Origin of the sequence: Weissella viridescens (assembly GCF_003862435.1) — a bacterium.
Taxonomy (GTDB): Bacteria; Bacillota; Bacilli; order Lactobacillales; family Lactobacillaceae; genus Weissella; species Weissella viridescens_A.
In genome coordinates this window covers 12,867-31,240 of sequence record NZ_RHGY01000009.1, presented here as the reverse complement: position 1 = coordinate 31,240, position 18,374 = coordinate 12,867, and the positions used below count along the sequence as shown (strand labels likewise).

Here is an 18,374-nt window from a genome sequence, read left to right as displayed (position 1 = left end):
TTGCAAAATTGTGTAAAAAAAAGAACGCCAGGTGGGCACCTGGTGTTCTTTTTATAGGAGTAGGTTTATGAAAAAAGTATGGGTTGCTTTTCTCTTAATTAGGTATGAATATAATATAACGCCGTTAGCTTAAACATTTGATAAGTAGGGCTGAAATAGAACTTAAATTTGTTTACTTTACCCGGGCTTGGAATGGTGAACGCCGGCGTAAAGAAGTACCTGGCCAAAAATCATTTAGAATGGCCGTGATAATCGTACAGATATTACTAATTAACGCCATGAAGTTGAGCCACAACATAGCAACAATCACAGAACCAATCGCTTGGTAGAAGGAATAGGCTTTTGCGATAACCGAAACGTAAACACTAAAGGCTTGCGTTAAGAGCATGAATGCAGAAACTTCCAGGAAGGTTCCTAAGAGCGCCCAAGGTAACCAGGGTTTCTTAGCAGGGAGCAACCAATTAAAGAGACTGACCCCGATAAATAGCCCAATCGCAACGATGTAGGGACGCGAGGCGTTGATATGTTGAATCGTGTTTTCTCTTAGTGGTAGAGCATCTAAAATGCTTGATCCGAAAGCCGCGAACATTAGCAATGCCGCAATAATGCCAAGAATCAAGATGAGCCAGAAAAAGGAAACGAACTGATCAATAATGGCAATATGCTTGGGTTTGACCCCATAGATTGTATTTTGAGAGATACGGATGGATGCAACCATGCGGGACATCGTCCAGAGCATGACAATCAGTGAGATTGAGAAACCACCTAGATTATGCTGCGTCAAAATTGATTTAATAATAGGGCGGATAATCGTTAATGCAGACGGGGGCAGTGAATGATTGAGAAAATGCATAACATTATTTAAATTTAAATTGAGAATCGATAGTAAGTTACCAGCGACAATTAAGGTCGGTAAAATGGCGAGCAGGGCGTAATACGTAATGGCTGCACTCGAATAACCCAAATAAATACGGGTACAATAATCAATAATGGTCTGCATTGCTGAGCTATTCATGAATTTCTTCATATATTTCCGCATGTTCGTTACGCCCTCCTTCCAATCGTCATCATACTATTCTATACGAAATGAGAGCGTAAATAAATATGGGATACCTGAATAAAATAAGGCGACCCATATTTGGGACGCCGTTTAATTTAAATTATGACCAATTAGTGAGACTTACTTTACCAACCATATGCCCGGATTCAACATCGGCATGCGCTTTACGCATATTCTCAGCATTAATGGGTTGATAATGTACAGTATCTATTGGTTGGAGCGCTTTGTCGTTATATAACTGGGCAATATGATCCAAAATATCATGTTGCGTAATCATATTATCAGTTTGGTAATATGACTTACTATACATCCATTCCCAAGCAAACGTTGCACGCTTCTTGGTTAACGCTTGTAAGTCAATTAAACGATGATTTTCAGTTGTTGCCGCAATCATCCCGTCGGGACGAATTAATTCAGCAATTTCTTGCCAATGGGCATCCAAATTATTTAGATTCAAAATATAATCCACATTTTTAAAACCAAGGTCACGAACTTGTTTTACCAAATCCTGATGGTGGTCCACGACATAATCAGTGCCCAGTTGGTTAACCCAATCGACTGAAGCAGGCTTGGATGCGGTCGCAATGACGGTTAAACCAGCTAGTTTGGCAAGCTGCACGGCCATTGAACCTACACCACCAGAACCATTGATGATTAAAATACTTTCACCTTTATGGGAAGTGAAATTCAAATGCATTTTTTCAAATAAAGCTTCATAAGCCGTTAAGCCAACCAATGGGATGGCAGCAGCTTGTTGATCAGTTAGTGTCTTGGGTGCATGGCCAACAATACGTTCATCGACTGTTTGAAATTCTTCATCACTACCGGGCTTTGTAAATTCGCCGGCGTACCAAACACGATCACCGGGAGCAAACAAGGTTACCTCATCACCAACAGCTGTGACTGTTCCGACGGAATCCCATCCGATAATCTTTGGGTGGGCTAATTTATTCTTACGGCCTCCCTTGCGAACACCAGTATCCACGGGGTTTACCGAAACCCCTTGCACTTCAACTAGTAGGTCATGTGCTTCGGGTGTGGGGATGGCGAGTGTTACATTTTCAAAACTCGCTGGGTCTGTAATAGGTAAATGTTGGTAAAAACCAACAGCTTTCATTGAATTATTCATATCAAACCTCCTGACAACTCATATACTACACTTATTTAAATGAATAGGAAGAGGTGAATTATTGTGCACCTGGCTGAAAATGGTATCATAGAGTAGTGGGGGAAATATGATGCGTAAATTATATGATTGCGATGTGGGTTGTCCAGTGCAGAATACGTTACAGTTTATTGCGGGTAAATGGAAAAGTGTGATTTTGTATCATCTATTTGAGAATACAGTATTACGCTTTTCTGAATTACAGGAAAAATTACCATATGTTTCCAAACGCATGTTAGCTAAGCAGCTAGCAGAACTAGAAGAAGATGGTGTTATACATAAGACAGTCTATCCGGTTGTTCCCGTAAAAACGGAATATCGGATGACTGAGTTTGGGGCAACATTCAAACCGGTGATTCAAGCAATGGCCGCTTGGGGCGAGGATTACGCCGATGAGGTGCATGCTCGTGCCAATGATGGCGCAGATGAAGTATAAATAAATTAGGGAAGTATGGAGTTGGGAAATGAAAAAGAAACAGATTTGGTTAGTTATTTTAGGAGTCGTCGTTTTATTGGGAGGTTCAGTTTTTGCAGGGGCTGCCTTTGCGAAGCATCATGCGCAAAAAGTTGAAATGTCTGCTTCAAGCTCAAGTTTGGCTGCCAAAGAGCGCTCAATGTCAGAGGCCTCAAGTAAGGCGGCGTCAGAATCAAAGGCGTCTTCGGAATCACAAGCCCAGGAATCATCGGATTCAGCAACGATGTCGAGCGAGAGTCATACCAGTCAGTCATCCGTAAATTTAACGGCAGCACAAGCTGAAAAAATCAATCAAGCCTTTAATAACTGGGCCGGTGAACGGGCCAAAATGGGTCACATGGCCGTAACGAATTGGTATTTTGATCACGGAGCTGCTGGTCGCGGTGATTGGTATGCGGATTCACCAGATGGTGAAATTCAAGTTCAAAACCAAGACAATCCAGGTAAAGCCGGGTTTAAAATTCATTCACTGGGTGGCTGTGTCTTCTATAAGTCAAAGTCAGGCAAGATTGGTCAACAAGATCTTTCAGCTGAAAGTTCAATTGCTGGAAACTATTCTGTTGATATGAATTTTGATAAGCCAATTTCTAAGTATCTCCTGGGTGATAATGGTGTTGTTTACGAATTGAAGTTAGGTAATGGTAGTCCAGCATCAACTAATACTGGTTTTGGTGAGTATAACGATGATGGTGAATACACGGCTAAATATGCACCGGACGAAACCTTCCAAGTTTCTGAAGATGCGGCTGCACAATCTGAATTAAAGGCGTTAATTGCCCAATATCAATAATCAGGCACATGAGAAGTTGCAAATAGGCGCGATAGGGGTATGAAAAAATGAATAAACAAGAAGTAATTGAAGCATTTGAAAAGTTGTACGGGCGCCGGCCGACTGAGGCTGAACTTGCAGAATTAATGCAAAATCAACAACAAAATGTAGACGAATTGGCAGAAAAAGAGACACCAGCGACGCGGGTCGCGAAATATGATCAAACGTATGCTGTTACGGATGTACCAGAACCAGAGACTGAGGTTGCGCCAGAAGAGGTCGATAAACAACCCGAAGTCATTGTTGAACAACCTGCACCACAACCAAGTGGACGACGTTCACGAACAAGCGTGATTGGGTTTATCATTGGGTTTGTCGATTTGTTAGCCTTGTTTACCTTGCCATTTTTACAAATTGATTTACCAAATACTGATGAACGAACGATTCGCTTGTATGATTTTTTGAATAACTCCAGTGCATATTTGACCACGATTGGAATTGATGCGCACAAGATTACCATATTGATGTACATCTTGATTATCTGCCCAATCCTATACATGGTTTTACAATTAATCCGGAGCTATATTGCTAAGGCAATTGCCATGTTACTTGCATTGGTGGACTTTGGTGTCATTGTTTATGCGATTATCACGGTCTATCAAGAACTTGAAAATTCAATTTTGGGTAGCTTGAATATCGATTATTCAGAATTTATCGGCATTGGTTTCTGGGTCGTTTTGATTATGCCAGTAATTATGTTTGTCTGGAGTTTGGTCACGTTACCTGGTAAGAAAATTCGCTAAATGCGTTTTAAAACACTAAAAAAGATCATCACAATTATGTGATGGTCTTTTTTTAGCTGGTGATAGTTTATGAAGTAAATGTTTAGTGTCGGAGCTTACGAGTGCGCTTTTTTAATTGTTTCTCCATCCAGGCAATTCTATAACCTTCGCCAATCCAGCGCATAATTGTGCGATAGAATTTCCAACCGTATTTTCGAGCTAATCGTAGTGCAATTCCCATTTATCAGCTTCCTCCTTAATATGTGTTGTGATTACCAGCTATGTTTTAAGCTTAAGAAAATCGGAAAGATAAAAATATCCTTGTAATTTCAAAAAAGGGCGTATTCCCAGACGCTGGATGGATAAAAAAATAGTGAAGTGATGAAAATGTGAATTTATTTAAATTTTATTTATAACTCAAGTGAAAATAATTTCTTTTCGTTTGACAAAAATACCCTGTTTTTATAAAGTTGAGTTGGATTTATGTCAATAGAGGGAGTGATACAAGATGGAAAGGTGGATTAAGGTTTTAAGTGAGCAGGAATTACAACTGATCAGAGAGTTTATCGAAGTTGATTTTAAGATAAACCATTATCAAAAAAAGAGCGGGGAATCATACTTTGTTGCAAAAAAGAAACTTAACTTAATTCGACAAAAAATTATTACCGCACAAAGTAAAGCTGAATTTAAAGAGTATCTAGACTTTTTGGTATATGAAAAAGCGATTCGACCATCAATTGCTGAAGTTATCTATAAAAAACATTTGGCAGAAATTGGGGGATGATGAAACGAGGGGGAGTTATGGAAACGAAGCAGATGTGGCAATCAACACGTAAGTATTGGTTCTATGCCATGGGGGCAATGTTGAGTATAGATGGATGCATATTAGCTGGACTCCTGTGGGGGCGACGCGTATTAGCTTTGCGTTCAAGTTGGGATGGGTGGTTATTGGGGGCCTTCATGGTCGGGCTACTCTTTGAGTATCTGCATCAACGAAATTATTATGTGACGGCCTGTTTACGTATGGATCATGAACAGCAGCACTTTATTTTAGAACAAGGACGGGTGTTTAAACGTAAGACCTGGATTCCGTATGCTCGTGTGTACGGGATTACGCAACAAACGCATGTAATAAAGCAGTATTTGCATATTAGTGATGTTGAAATTCAGACCGCAGCCCGTTGTTTTGCGTTACAGGGGGTGCCAGAGCACGAAGTTCATCGCTTGATTGCTCAATTTAATGCAGAGGTTAAAAACATGGAGCTAGCAAAATGAACAAGCAAGCAAATGCATTTTTTTTAATTAGAGGTGAGCGCGCAATTATTGATGGTTTATTTTGGATACCAGTGATCCAAATGCTACAGCATGTCTTGGGGCGTCCGGATTTGGTAATGCCACTGTGGCTTGTCTTTGGTATTTATCAGGTTGTCGCAATCGGTCTATCTTATCGGCATACGACTTATCAGATAAAAGAATCAGCTATCCTAATATGCTATGGGTGCTTTGAACAACGCAGATTTGAATTGCATCAAAAACAAGCATTGGTGAATTATCGCATCGAGCAAAATTGGTTACAGCAGCTGTTTCGGGTTTCAGGCATAACATTGTATTTTAAAAATAGCGGGGACGAGACCGAAGTGACATTTTGTGCTTTGAAGCAAGCCGAACTAGTCCGGCTTGAGCAGGCATTAAATCAATTGGAAAACAATGTTGAACCACAAGAAACGACAACGGGGGTATCAATTGTATCAGGCGTTACAACTAAACGGCTTCTATTAACGGGTCTCTTGTCTGCGAATTATTTATTGATGGTGCCCTTTGTCATGGATTTAGCACAAATTCGTGATTGGGTGACGCTGCATGTAGGCATCAATGTGGTGGTAAATGGCTGGATGATTGGAATCTTGTTAGCGGTGATGCCAGCCTGGTCAATCGGCCTGCAGTATTTTAAGTATGCAAAATTTAAATTAATCGTGCATGCTGACTATTTTGTTATTAGTAATGGTTGGCTCGAACGTGATCGTAATGTACTGAGCCGCGATGATGTTATGGGCATTAAGCTTGAGCAGAACGTTGGCTTGCGTCTGTTGCACCTTTATCAGGTGTCAGCGATTTTGAATGACCCTGCGCCGGATACCCAAACTAAATGTTTGTTACTGCCATTTGCATCGGAGCACCAGGTACGGAGGTGGGTCGAAAATCAATTTAGCATAGCTTTAGGACATCAATCTCTTTTTCCAAGTGCACCACGACGTCGGAAAATAACGATGGCAGTAATGACTGCCGCGGCTCTCTTGGCTGGTGTGGTCGGACTATATCAATTAACGCAGATCAGTTGGATGTGGTTACTGGTACTCGCCATTCCGCCGATTATGCGTCCATTACTGACATGTATCGTGAAAGATACCGCGGATTTACTTAGGGTGCAGGTTGGCTATGTGAATCGTAGTTGTTATTATTTGCCGTTACAGACGCTAGGGTCAGAAACGCGATTAAGGATAGCGCAGTTTGGAGAAATACAAATTTTGCGTACAGATCAGAATCCAGCTTTGCGGTTTGTGGCTATTGAATCATAACGATAATCAGGTAAACTATAAACATTGACCGTGCAATCGTATCTTTGGGAGGAACAGAAGATGTTCAAACGAGTGTTTAAAGGGAAAAAGCGCCGTATTATTTTCGGTGTTATCGTCTTGGCGGTGGTGATTGTGGGAATCATCATGGCCGTATCTAAGCCGCAACAATCAAAAGAAGATCAAAAGGAGGCGACGGTACATCCTGTACAAGTTCAGCCGATTAGTGAATCAGGGTTAGTGAAGGCGCGCCATCACCAAGATATTAACGTACCAGAGGGTGCAAAGGTGAATCTCTATGTGAACGATGGTGCGAATGTAAGTGCTGGTGATGTGCTGGGTGTCGCAACGAATCAACAAGATTTGACTGATGGGACGAACAAGGTCAATCAACTCCAGACCCAAATTGCCAATGCCCAACAACAAGGGGGCGACACCAGCGATCTGCGAGCTGAATTGACGGATGCGCAACGTAAATTAAATCAAGCCAACAAAAGTATCGTAGCGCCATATGACGGTACGGTATCAATCGATGATACAGATACGAGTAATGTTAAAGTTGCGATTGCTTCAACTGATAAGTATATCGCCTCAAGTGTAACGGATTTTGACTATGATAGTTTGGCAACAGGGGATGCCGCGCAAGTTGCGACAAACGCTGGGGATGTGACGTCAACGGAAAAAATCACTTTCATTGCACAAATCGCTAAGACGAGTGGCAAAGTGACAAGCTATGACTTTAAAACCACGGCTTCACCAAAGTATCGGGTTGGCCAACAAGTTACCCTTAAAATTAAGCAAGATAAAGTCGCCTTGCCGGCTTCTGCTGTAAAAAAAGAAGACGGACAAGCGTATGTCTATTTAGTTCAAGGTGGCCGAGCCCACAAACAGGCACTACCAATGCAGAAATCTGGGGCCAGCTATATTGTTGACGAGGCGGGTTTGAGTCCTAATGCCACAGTTGTCAAAGCGCCAGGTCAGCGTGACCTAGATGGCAAGCAGATTTAGGGGGCGCACCAGATGTTAGAGCTAAAGCAAATCAATAAATTTTTTACACATGGAAAAGAGGAACAACATGTCCTAAAGGACATTAACATGACGATTAACGATGGTGAGTTTGTCGCAATTATGGGACATTCTGGGTCAGGAAAATCGACGTTATTGAACATTATTGGTTTACTAGACCGTGACTTTTCAGGAAGCTACTGGCTAAACGATCGCGATACGCGGGCGTTGAGTAAGAAGCAGTACACGCGTTTTCGGAATGAGAATGTTGGTTGGGTCTTTCAAAACTTTAAGCTCATCAATAATATGACGGTGGCGGATAATGTTGGGTTGCCCTTGCAGTACCAGGGGAAGAAGGCTAAAGAAATTCGGCAAATCGTTGAAGGCGTGCTAGCGCAAGTTGGTATCTTAGATAAAGCCGATGCTTACCCAAAACTATTATCAGGTGGACAACAACAACGCGTTGCGATTGCTCGGGCGATTGTGACGAATCCAAACATTGTGATTGCGGACGAACCGACTGGAGCGCTAGACAGTGCAACGACCGTTGAAATTATGGATGTTTTCAAGCGATTGAATGCTGCTGGAACAACGTTGATTATTGTGACGCACGATGCCTCAGTTGGTGAACAGGCGGAGCGTCTCATCAAAATCTTGGATGGACAAGTGATGGGGGCCGACTATGACATTTAGAGAAACGATTATCACTGCCTTTAAGTCCCTTAAAATGAATCCGAAGCGTTCGTTCATGACCATTATCGGGATCGTGATTGGGATTGCTTCGGTGATTACGATTATGGCGATTGGTAATGGCGTCAATCAGATGGCCAAGTCGCAATTCAAAACGTCAAAGAGTGGCGAACTGAAAGCCGTCATCGATTTCAATAGTAATACCGACTCGGGGCTGAATGGGTTCACGCAATCAGACGTGAGCTTTCTACGAAGCAGTGAGATTGGTCCTGAAATTACAGATGCCAAAACGTCGACGCTGTCGGGTGATTATGGTAGTGACTTTGGCAGTATCAACGGTGATCCAAGCGAATTGGATTTTACCGTGGCGCACAAACGTAGTGGTGGTCCAACTCTTGATAGTGGTCGTTATTTTAGCCAGTCTGATTTGGACGTGGGGCAAAATAGCATATTGATCAGTAAGCATTTGGCGAAACAGTATTTTGGTTCACCGGAAAAGGCGCTCGGCAAATCAGTGACTTTGGGGAATTATGCGTATACTGTGATTGGTACGTTTACAACGGATGATACGTACCAAGGTGGCGCCATTATTCCGTATCGGGCGTATTTGAAAGAAAATAATACGACAGGATCAGTGATGACTTTGTCGGTAAAAAAAGGCGCTAATCCCCAAAAGGTTGGGCGTAAGGCCGAAAAATTGCTCAAACAAAATGGTGCCAATCGTCAGAATGGAACTTATGAGTATGAAGACAATAACAAATGGATTGGCCAGATTAGTAAGGTCTTGAACGGCATTACGTTCTTTGTAACAGCGGTGGCTGGGATTTCATTGTTTATTGCCGGAATTGGCGTGATGAATATGATGTACATCTCCGTTTCGGAACGAACCCAGGAAATTGGTATTCGTTTGGCCGTTGGGGCTACGGAAGCCAATATTCGTAATCAATTCTTGATTGAGGCGATTATCTTGACCGTCACTGGGGGATTACTGGGCTTGGTATCAGGGTACTTAATTGCTTCAGGAGCGGTTAAATTGATTCCAGGTAATATGCATATTAAAGCAGTGATTACTTTCAAGGATGTGTTGTTTGCGATTGGTGTGTCAACGATTGTTGGGGTCATTTTTGGCTGGTTACCAGCAAAACAGGCTGCCAATAAAAACTTAATTGATATCCTCAGATAAACAAAGGCAGTCAGCTTACTGGCTGCTTTTTTTGTGGCACAATGTGTCTTTGCACGGATATCCGATACCTTAAAATGAAAGTGGTATAATAATACTGTAAAGAGATCTTAATTGGAGGGTTTGTGAAATATGACTGTAGTGGAAGAGCTTACGGAAATTGTCGGAAAGCATAATGTGATTACATCAAAGGAACGTTCACGTCCCTATCGCGAAGGATATCGTTCAGGAAAAGGGGATGCCCTCGCGGTTGTTAAGCCAGCTGACTTAATGGAGTTGTGGCATGTTTTAGAGGTGTTGCACAAGCATAATATCATTATCTTGATGCAGGCTGCGAATACTGGTTTGACTGAAGGGTCAATTCCAGCATCAGGCTACGACCGTGATATCGTGATTGTTAACGGTATGCGGATTAAGGGCTTGCAGTTGATTAACAATAACGAGCAAGTTTTAGCCTTTCCTGGAACAACCTTGCACAAGCTCGAGGAAACGTTGGATGACGTTGACCGTGAGCCACACTCAGTTATTGGATCTTCAAACATCGGTGCCACAGTAGTTGGTGGTGTGAACAACAATTCTGGTGGTGCTTTGATCCAACGTGGACCAGCTTATACTGAACTTGCGTTGTATGCGCAAATCGATGAAAATGATGAATTACATTTGGTCAACCATTTGGGCATTGATCTAGGAAACACACCCGAAGAAATTATTACGAATTTGGAAAACCGCAATTTCGATATTAATAATGTCGAACGCGATGATAAGCACGTTGCACATATGCGTGATTATGAAGCCCGCGTACGTGATGTTAATGCGTCTGAACCAACACGTTACAACGCTAACCCTAAGGAACTTTATGAAGTTTCTGGTGCGGCTGGAAAACTTGCCACTTTTGCGGTTCGGATGGACACGTATCCTAAGGCTGACGCTTCACAAGTGTTCTACATCGGAACCAATGATCCCGATGTGCTTGAGAAGATGCGTCGTCATATCATGACGGAATTCAAGCACTTGCCTGTTTCAGGTGAGTACATGCACCGTGAAGCTTATGACCTTGCCAAGAAGTATGGTAAGGATTCATTGGTTGTCATTGATACCTTGGGAACTGATGCACTCCCATATTTGTTTAATATGCGTGCGACTGCTGAACGTATTTTGGACCACATTCCAACGTTCAAGCCATATTTCCCAGACCGTATGTTGCAAACGATGAGCCATGCCATTCCAAACCAATTGCCAAAGCGCATGGAACAATATCGTGACCGTTACCAACACTATCTCCAATTGAAGATGGAGGGTGAAGGTATTGATGAGGCGCGCGCGTACTTGAAAGAATTCTTCAAGACAGAAGAAGGGGATTACTTCGAGTGTACCCCACACGAAGCCAAGGTTGCTGCAACACACCGCTATGTGACAGCTAGTGTCGCCATTCGTTTGGAAGAAGTTTATCAAGATGATAATCTTGAAATCTTGCCAATTGATGTGGCGTTGCCACGTAACGAATTCGACTGGTTCGAGCACCTACCAAAGGAGCTTGAGGATAAGATTCAATACAAGTTGTATTATGGACACTTCTTGGACCACGTGATGCACCAAGACTACGTATTGAAGAAGGGGGTTGATGCGCACGAAGTGAAGGCAGAAATGCTTAAAATCTTCGATGAACGCGGTGCGATTTACCCTGCTGAACACAACGTAGGTCACTTGTATAAGGCTGCCCCAGCTTTGGTGGAGCACTATCACAAGAATGATCCAACTAATAGTTTCAACCCTGGTATTGGAAAGACATCAACTTTGAAGTACTACGGAAATTACTAAAATCATAAACGAAAAGAGTCGACGCATTGCGTTGACTCTTTTTTGTTTGGGTAAAAAGGCGACTTTACACGCACGAGCCTTGAAACAAATGAAATGTTATAGAAATAAAAATGAAATATCTCGGTTTTTGAAAAGTACGCAAACCTCTCATAAATGTTATTATATCAGTGGTTACAAGCTTTCCAAAAAATCCGCTTTGCTTGCTCTAGACAAATTTGACGTTGCTTGTATATACTTAAATACATGGGGAATTAAATTGTGAATGAAATTCATTTAGTGCTATTTAAAACAAAAAAATACAATTTAATATAAAAGTAATTCAGTTACGTGCAAAAATGAACCACGTAAAAAGCTTTTGGGAGAAAAGGGATGTCAGAAGAAAACAAGCAGGGAAAGTTACCGGAGCGCAAAGTGTTGCCAATTATCGCATTAGTGTTCGGTGCAATTGCGTTAGCATTATCATGGATGCCAATTATTAATAATATTGCGGCGATTTTTGCTGTTGTGGGGGTTATTTTAGGATTAATTTCGTTAGTCGTAAATCGAAAGCACAAGAAAGTTTTGACCTTAGTTGGGTTAGCTATTTCAATCGCTTCTTTTGCAATTGTTTTGATTACACAAAATTCATTTAGTAAGTCAATTGATAATGCAACATCAGAGGTTGCAAAAGACTCGAGTTCAGATGATGAGAGTGCATCAAGTTCATCCGAAAAGGGTTCAATCAACGGTAAGACATTTAAGGTTGGCGATACAGTGACTTATAAGGGGGTCGAGTTCAAGGTAAATTCATTTACTTTCAAGCCCGATGATCCTGAGACAACTGTTTTGAAGGATGGTAATCAGTTTGCGATTGCTAACGTTACCATCACTAATAAAAGTGACAAGTCAATTAGTTACAATAGTTTTGATTTCCAATTGGATAACAATGGGAACACAACTGATATGATGGAAACAGATATTGATAATAATAATGAGTTGGACTCAGGCGATCTAAAGCCAGGGGCAACTGTTTCAGGTGACCTAATCGGACAAGCCAATCCAGCAGATAAGTTGAAGCTAGATTATAAGGGAAGCATGTTTGATGACGAAGAGGCCTTTGAAATTGATTTGAATTAATCATCATGAATATGAGCAGTCTTTGGTTTACGATGGGATAAAGTAAAACAAATCATAGAAACAAAAAACGCATACCAGACATGGTATGCGTTTTTATTCGTGATGAACTTTTTCAATAAGATGACGGACCACGTATTAATCAATCAAATGCTTTTCTTTGGCAATAAATATGATAAAATGACAGCCATAATAAGATAATTATACTTAACTAACGAAAGGTGAGAAATGCTCATGGGATTTTTTTCAAGATTTGCTGACAAAATTGAAGAAGTTAATCGTGGTAACGCAGATATAAACGAATTGGATGAATTATTTACAATGGATTCTGGGGAAGCTGAAGATGATTGGCATGAGATGGAAATCTCATTAGTTAAAGCAGCTGTGAATGCTGTAGATGTGAGTGCGGAGCGTGCGTTTATTTTTGTGGATTTTTCAGAAACTGATCCCAAGTTGGACTTGTTTTATCAAATGAATGGGCATGTTGTGCATTGGCAAGATTTATCTAATGCTGATTATCGTGAATCAATCGAGAATGTTGTATTACCGCAAGCTCGTGAAATTACCGAAACTATCAATCAACAATTTCAAAAGGAAGACCTAGCTAAAATTGCCTATGCTGAGATTCAGTTTGAATGGGGGAGTCAGGCTTGGTTTGGACATACGATTTATGAAGATAATGAAGAAGCTAAATTAGATCGGAATGAAGTTGATAATGAGTGGTTTAAACTTATGCAAAAGAAGGCACCTGAGTATGCACTAGATAGTGATGAAAAACTACCTTGGTATCCGCAAGTTAAACAATAAGAACAAAAAAACGCATACCAGACATGGTATGCGTTTTTATTCGTGATGAACTTTTTCAATGTTCTCAATTGCAAAACCTTTACGCACTAAAGTACGTGAAATTTTGCCAATGGTAGCTTCGTTAACCTCAGCTGGAATCGTTGCAACGATGCGAGCTGTGCTCAAGTCATTGTCCGGATTCAGCGTCAAAAGTGAAAGCACGGTTGTATAACGCGCGATAATTTTTGAAACACGTTCCAAGCTGCCACGTTCGCCACTTGTTGCAATGGTTAGCACAGTACTAGCAGTCGTTGGGCACCATGAATCTTCAAGTAAGTGCATATAACGATTGTGCGTGATGATGCCAGCAAAGTGGTTTTCGTGGTCTAAAACGGAAATGAATGGGAGGTCGCGTAGCGCGAAAGTGAGATCATAAAATGAATCATTGATATTGATGAATTTAGTGGTGTTACGCATCACTGACGTAACGGGTTGCTGCATGTCCCCATTATTAGCTTTGTGTTTATACAAGTGCATTTTGTAGATAACACCCCGGAAGAGTTGTCCACTTTGATCTAAAATAGGGAGCGCGCGATAATTGAAATCTTCGATTATCATGAGTGCTTCACTTAAGGTGGTGTCTTCAGTGACCACGGTCAATGAATCTTTTGATTTCACCAAATTTTCAAGCATCTGGCGCTGGCCTCCTTGTTCTTCTAATTAATTCCTCTATCATAACACGTTTTTTAAGGGAATAGGACGTTTATGTGAGAAAAGAATGAGATTTGACAAGAGTATATGAAGTTTATGAGTAAGGCATTGGGTATATAAGTTAATCAAATACTAATAAGTCACGCGGTGCGAGCAAGCGACTTTGCATGAGGATCTCGGCTAATTCATCAGGGCTTTCGGGATCAGGACTATTTAGCCAATGACGGACAATATTCAATAAATTCGTGATTGAAATTTCTTTTGAATAAGAAATTGGCAGCTTATCTGAGAAGTGTCCGTTTAGCTCAGCCAATTTGTTGGTGAAGAGTCGGTCGATGATTTTTTTAATCTTATCAAAGAAGTAGGGGTCACCGTTTGGTGAGAGCAATACGCGAATGGTCTCACGCTCTTGATCAATGTACTCCAAGCAATAATTGAAAATACGATAGGTTGAACTCGCAATGTCCTCATCGGTTCGAGCCAGCAAGGGAGCCTCAAGTTGTTCGCCAATCACATGACTTTGTAACTTTTCAAAGATTTCTTGCTCAATTTTTTCTAATAAATCATATTTATCGACATAATGAACATAGAATGTACCTCGGCTAATGTGGGCATGTTTGGCAATGTCAGTAATGGTAACTTTATTGATTCCCTTTGTATCAACGGCATGGATAAACGCAGCTTTAATTTGCTTTTCGGTCTCAGCATTTTGTTCGGAATGGCGCATGACAGTCCCCTTTCTTTAATTTGTTGAACACATTGTTCAATATTGATTATTGAACTTATTATAGCAAGATTTAAGATAAAAGATATGCAATATTTCAAAGATTAGCGAGGGGGAACAATGTTAAAAGCAGAATGGCAATATGTAAAACAGCATCGCTTTATGTTGCTGGTGGTAAGCGTCCTATGCTTTTTACCAGCACTATATGCCGTGCCGTTTTTGGGTTCCTTATGGAACACCTATGGTAATGTCGATGAATTACCAGTCGCGGTTGTGAATCATGATCAACCGGTTAAGTATCATAAGCAAACAGTTGATGTTGGGGATCAACTGGTGCATGAGTTAAAGCAATCTAAGGATTTGGACTTTACGTTCACAAATTCAAAGAAGGCACAAAAAGGGTTGAAAGATGGCCAGTATTATATGGTTATGACGATTCCTGAAAATTTTTCAAAAGATGCAACGTCTTTACTGGACAAGCACCCACGGAAAATGCAATTGGATTACGCCACAAGTTCTGGACATAGTTTTATTGGTGGTAAGTTATCCGAATCAGCCGCTAATAAAATGCAACAACGTGTGTCAGAATCTGTGACGCAGGCCTACACCAAGGCGATGTTTTCAGAAATTAAGAAGGCTGGGGATGGTATTGGTAAAGCTGCCGATGGTAGCCAAAAGCTAGCAGATGGTTCCGGTAAGATTAAAAATGGACAACAACAGTTAGCAGATGGCTTAAATACGTTGGCTCAAAGCAGTTTAACTTTTGGTGCGGGGGCCCAGAAGTTAGATGTTGGACTAAAGCAGTACGTGGATGGTGTTGGTCAGGCTGGTCAAGGTAACCAAGCAGTTGGGCAAGGACTGCAGCAAATGCAGGGTCAGCTGCCCGCCTTTAATCAAGGAGTCACGGCTTTGTCGGCCGGGCAAAACCAACTAAGTGCTGGATTGGGAGCAAGCTTAAACGGGCAGCGTCAGTTAACAGGTGGTTTAGCGCAGGCTCAAGCGGGGCAAACGAAGTTAAACACTGGTGTGCAAAGTTACACTGATGCTGTGTCGCAGCTAACAACGGGGAGTGAGCAAGTAACACAGGGACTCGCAGCATTACAAGATGCCACACAAAAAGGGCAATTGGACCCTAAAAAAATTAACCAAGTGAAGTCAGACCTGACTGACCTAGAGCGTATTATTGATGAAGCGAAAGCAAAGCAAGGAGCTGCGCCAGATGCGCAAGCAGTGACGCAAAAAATTGATAGTAGTTTGACAGCCTTGGCCGAAATGCAAAAGATTTCAGCTGGTCGTGATGCGCATGTTAATGCAGCAATCGACCAAACAGCTAAAGAACAAAAGTTGACGCCAGAGCAAACGCAAGCCCTTAAACAAAGTGTGCAAGCTAGTCAGGCATCAGATCAAGCGCAAATGGATGCACAAGTGGCAGTGCTCCAGAAGAATACAGCTGATTTACAACAAGCCATATCACCAATGGTGAAGAGTTTGACGGAAAATCAGGCAACGCTTACGCGCATTGCGCAACATGCCCAAGGCTTGCCAGCCGAGATGCCTGCTATTGAACAACAAGTGACGCAACTACAAGCTTTGCCAAGTGCGGTAACGAATTTAACCGATGGGTCAAAGCGCGTTACGGGAGGTTTGCAACAATTAAACCAAAAGTCAGGTGAACTTAACCAAGGAAGCCAACAATTGGTGACCGCCCAAAATAGCTTACTCGCCGGTAGTCAACAATTAACTGATGGTAATGCAAAGACGTTATCAGGAAGCCAACAATTGAATGCTGGTGTCAATCAGATGGCCAATCAAATGGCACCATTGCAAAACGGTGTGGCACAGTTAGTTGCTGGAAACGGCAAGGTCCAAACTGGATTGAATACTCTGCAAGATAAGGGTGGCGAGTTAGCCCAAGGAAGTGCACAACTTGCTGATGGTTCGATGCAACTTCAACAGGGATCACAAAAGCTCAATCAAGGCGCGCAACAAATGGGACCAGCGTTGCAGCAAGTGCAACAGGGGAATCAGAAGTTATCTGATCAATTGGATCAAGCAACAAAACGTGTGAATGATCTACCAGCTGACAAGCAGACCTATGCCCAAATGGCGCAACCAGCTAAAACAAAACACAAGGAACGTGACCAAGTACCAAATAACGGAACTGGAATGGCGCCTTATATGTTCTCAGTTGGTTTGTTCGTTGGGATGTTAGGAATCAATCTGATGATTGACTTGGTACAACCACGCACAACGGTCTATGCGCTTTGGCGTTGGGTTGGATCAAAGTTAGTCATCCTATTGGGGATTGCCACGATGATGGCGATTGTGCTCTTCTTCTTGAGCAAGTGGTTACTCGGCATGACTTATGTCGATGGACCTGCCACATTGGGACTGTTGATCCTAATTGCTTGGATGGATGCCTTACTCGTGACGGCGATTAATTTATGGTTCGGTCGAGCTGGTTCGTTCGTGTCGGTTGTTTTGTTAGTGGCACAATTGAGCCTGTCTGCGGGAACTTATCCAATTCAGTTATCACCTGAAATTTATCAAAAGTTGCATGCCTGGGTGCCAATGACTTACACCGTAAACGGGTTGCGACAAACGATGATGATTGGGCAAGCGCCAACGCAAGCAGTTCACGTCATGTTAGGAATTATGCTCGTATCTTTGGTCGCAATGATTTTGTTCTATATCAGGCAACATCGACATGGTTTTAATTTAATTTCAGAATAAAGTAAAAAGTTCGCACAATGTTGCGGGCTTTTTTTGTAAAAAATTATCGCGTGCGCGTCTTTAATATTGAGCGTTAGTCATGGCACTGTTGGTGCAAAATGCGTATAATGGTAAAAAGTTAGTAAATTCAATTAAATGGAATGGGTAGGATCCTCGCGATTCTGCCCCTTTCGTGCATTAAACAAAAGAGAAGGTATCTAAAAATGAAAATGATTGTTGGGTTGGGAAACATTGGTCGCGAATATGACCGTACACGACATAATATTGGCTTTATTGTTATCGATGCCTTGGCTGATAAGTATGATTTGACGTTCAAGCAAGATAGTGAACATCATGCATTTGTAGCGAACTGGTTCTTTGAAGGTCAAAAGGTGTTGCTAGTCAAGCCAACGACTTTTATGAATGATTCTGGTAAGGCTGTGCGTCCGTTGATGGATTATTACAAGATTGATTTGGAAGATATCTTGATTGTGCATGATGACATGGATATGGATCTTGGTAAGATTCGTCTACGTGCCAAGGGGTCTGCCGGTGGTCACAACGGAATTAAGAGTATTGCCAACCATTTGAACACACAAAACTTCAATCGCTTGAAGTTTGGGATTTCACATCCTAAGCATACCCACCAAGCAGTAATTGATTTCGTATTGGGCAAGTTTGGTGAAGATGAGCAAGTCGAATTAGCTGCTGGTGTCGATAAGTCACTAGATATCTTTGAGGACTTTGCCGCAGGGGATGATATTCAAACCCTAATGAATCACTATAATTAAGGGATTACTGAAGAGGAGAT

Annotated in this window: 19 protein-coding genes; 14 read left to right on the top strand and 5 right to left on the bottom strand. The window is 41.7% G+C overall.

The window, feature by feature from the left end:
• Positions 1 to 172 precede the first annotated feature (172 nt).
• Positions 173 to 1,039, bottom strand: coding sequence for a YihY/virulence factor BrkB family protein (locus D3P96_RS07460; protein ID WP_124943742.1), 867 nt, complete (start codon positions 1,037 to 1,039; stop codon positions 173 to 175).
• 121 nt (positions 1,040 to 1,160) lie between these two features.
• The gene (locus tag D3P96_RS07455; RefSeq protein ID WP_124943758.1) at positions 1,161 to 2,177 is read right to left on the bottom strand and encodes a zinc-binding alcohol dehydrogenase family protein; all 1,017 of its coding nucleotides are present in this window, start codon (positions 2,175 to 2,177) and stop codon (positions 1,161 to 1,163) included.
• A gap of 121 nt (positions 2,178 to 2,298) precedes the next feature.
• Between D3P96_RS07455 and D3P96_RS07450 the strand changes: the two genes are divergently transcribed.
• From D3P96_RS07450 to D3P96_RS07440, 3 genes are read left to right on the top strand one after another with little or no spacing between them, the layout of a single operon-like run.
• A complete protein-coding gene (locus D3P96_RS07450; protein ID WP_124943757.1) occupies positions 2,299 to 2,661 on the top strand; it encodes a winged helix-turn-helix transcriptional regulator in 363 nt (120 codons plus the stop codon).
• Positions 2,662 to 2,689: 28 nt separating this feature from the next.
• Complete coding sequence (locus D3P96_RS07445; RefSeq protein WP_124943741.1) at positions 2,690 to 3,490, top strand: hypothetical protein; 801 nt, start codon at positions 2,690 to 2,692, stop codon at positions 3,488 to 3,490.
• A 47-nt stretch (positions 3,491 to 3,537) separates the two neighbouring features.
• Entirely contained in the window at positions 3,538 to 4,272 is a 735-nt protein-coding gene (locus D3P96_RS07440; RefSeq protein ID WP_124943740.1) for a hypothetical protein, read from the top strand.
• An 82-nt stretch (positions 4,273 to 4,354) separates the two neighbouring features.
• On the opposite strand, the gene D3P96_RS07435 is transcribed toward D3P96_RS07440, so the two are convergent.
• The gene (locus D3P96_RS07435; RefSeq protein WP_124943739.1) at positions 4,355 to 4,492 is read right to left on the bottom strand and encodes an enterocin L50 family leaderless bacteriocin; all 138 of its coding nucleotides are present in this window, start codon (positions 4,490 to 4,492) and stop codon (positions 4,355 to 4,357) included.
• A 267-nt stretch (positions 4,493 to 4,759) separates the two neighbouring features.
• Here D3P96_RS07435 and D3P96_RS07430 point away from each other — a divergent pair, with 267 nt between their 5' ends.
• The 9 genes from D3P96_RS07430 to D3P96_RS07390 all read left to right on the top strand — a co-directional run bounded on the left by D3P96_RS07430 (position 4,760) and on the right by D3P96_RS07390 (position 13,437).
• Positions 4,760 to 5,035 carry a hypothetical protein gene (locus D3P96_RS07430; RefSeq protein WP_124943738.1) on the top strand — a complete coding sequence of 92 codons (276 nt, stop codon included), beginning with the start codon at positions 4,760 to 4,762 and terminating at the stop codon, positions 5,033 to 5,035.
• 17 nt (positions 5,036 to 5,052) lie between these two features.
• Positions 5,053 to 5,526 carry a hypothetical protein gene (locus D3P96_RS07425; protein ID WP_124943737.1) on the top strand — a complete coding sequence of 158 codons (474 nt, stop codon included), beginning with the start codon at positions 5,053 to 5,055 and terminating at the stop codon, positions 5,524 to 5,526.
• A gap of 80 nt (positions 5,527 to 5,606) precedes the next feature.
• Entirely contained in the window at positions 5,607 to 6,827 is a 1,221-nt protein-coding gene (locus tag D3P96_RS07420) for a PH domain-containing protein (RefSeq protein WP_244919082.1), read from the top strand.
• Between the two features lie 60 nt (positions 6,828 to 6,887).
• Positions 6,888 to 7,832 carry an efflux RND transporter periplasmic adaptor subunit gene (locus tag D3P96_RS07415; RefSeq protein WP_124943735.1) on the top strand — a complete coding sequence of 315 codons (945 nt, stop codon included), beginning with the start codon at positions 6,888 to 6,890 and terminating at the stop codon, positions 7,830 to 7,832.
• Positions 7,833 to 7,844: 12 nt separating this feature from the next.
• On the top strand, positions 7,845 to 8,522 hold the full coding sequence (locus tag D3P96_RS07410; protein WP_124943734.1) for an ABC transporter ATP-binding protein: 678 nt from the start codon (positions 7,845 to 7,847) through the stop codon (positions 8,520 to 8,522).
• The gene (locus D3P96_RS07405; protein WP_124943733.1) at positions 8,512 to 9,702 is read left to right on the top strand and encodes an ABC transporter permease; all 1,191 of its coding nucleotides are present in this window, start codon (positions 8,512 to 8,514) and stop codon (positions 9,700 to 9,702) included. Before D3P96_RS07410 ends, D3P96_RS07405 begins: the two co-directional genes overlap by 11 nt.
• A 129-nt stretch (positions 9,703 to 9,831) precedes the next feature.
• On the top strand, positions 9,832 to 11,517 hold the full coding sequence (gene dld / locus D3P96_RS07400; RefSeq protein ID WP_124943732.1) for a D-lactate dehydrogenase: 1,686 nt from the start codon (positions 9,832 to 9,834) through the stop codon (positions 11,515 to 11,517).
• A gap of 369 nt (positions 11,518 to 11,886) precedes the next feature.
• Positions 11,887 to 12,633: a DUF4352 domain-containing protein gene (locus tag D3P96_RS07395; protein ID WP_124943731.1), complete on the top strand. Its 747-nt coding sequence runs from the start codon at positions 11,887 to 11,889 to the stop codon at positions 12,631 to 12,633.
• A gap of 231 nt (positions 12,634 to 12,864) precedes the next feature.
• Entirely contained in the window at positions 12,865 to 13,437 is a 573-nt protein-coding gene (locus tag D3P96_RS07390; protein WP_124943730.1) for a hypothetical protein, read from the top strand.
• Between the two features lie 36 nt (positions 13,438 to 13,473).
• Here D3P96_RS07390 and cbpA read toward each other — a convergent pair whose 3' ends face one another.
• Both cbpA and D3P96_RS07380 read right to left on the bottom strand, forming a co-directional pair.
• The gene (gene cbpA / locus D3P96_RS07385; protein ID WP_124943729.1) at positions 13,474 to 14,109 is read right to left on the bottom strand and encodes a cyclic di-AMP binding protein CbpA; all 636 of its coding nucleotides are present in this window, start codon (positions 14,107 to 14,109) and stop codon (positions 13,474 to 13,476) included.
• 139 nt (positions 14,110 to 14,248) lie between these two features.
• Entirely contained in the window at positions 14,249 to 14,854 is a 606-nt protein-coding gene (locus D3P96_RS07380; protein WP_124943728.1) for a TetR/AcrR family transcriptional regulator, read from the bottom strand.
• A 117-nt stretch (positions 14,855 to 14,971) separates the two neighbouring features.
• Between D3P96_RS07380 and D3P96_RS07375 the strand changes: the two genes are divergently transcribed.
• Together D3P96_RS07375 and pth are read left to right on the top strand one after the other, a co-directional pair.
• A complete protein-coding gene (locus D3P96_RS07375) occupies positions 14,972 to 17,584 on the top strand; it encodes a YhgE/Pip domain-containing protein (RefSeq protein ID WP_124943727.1) in 2,613 nt (870 codons plus the stop codon).
• A gap of 203 nt (positions 17,585 to 17,787) precedes the next feature.
• Entirely contained in the window at positions 17,788 to 18,354 is a 567-nt protein-coding gene (gene pth, locus D3P96_RS07370; protein WP_124943726.1) for an aminoacyl-tRNA hydrolase, read from the top strand.
• Positions 18,355 to 18,374: the final 20 nt, after the last annotated feature.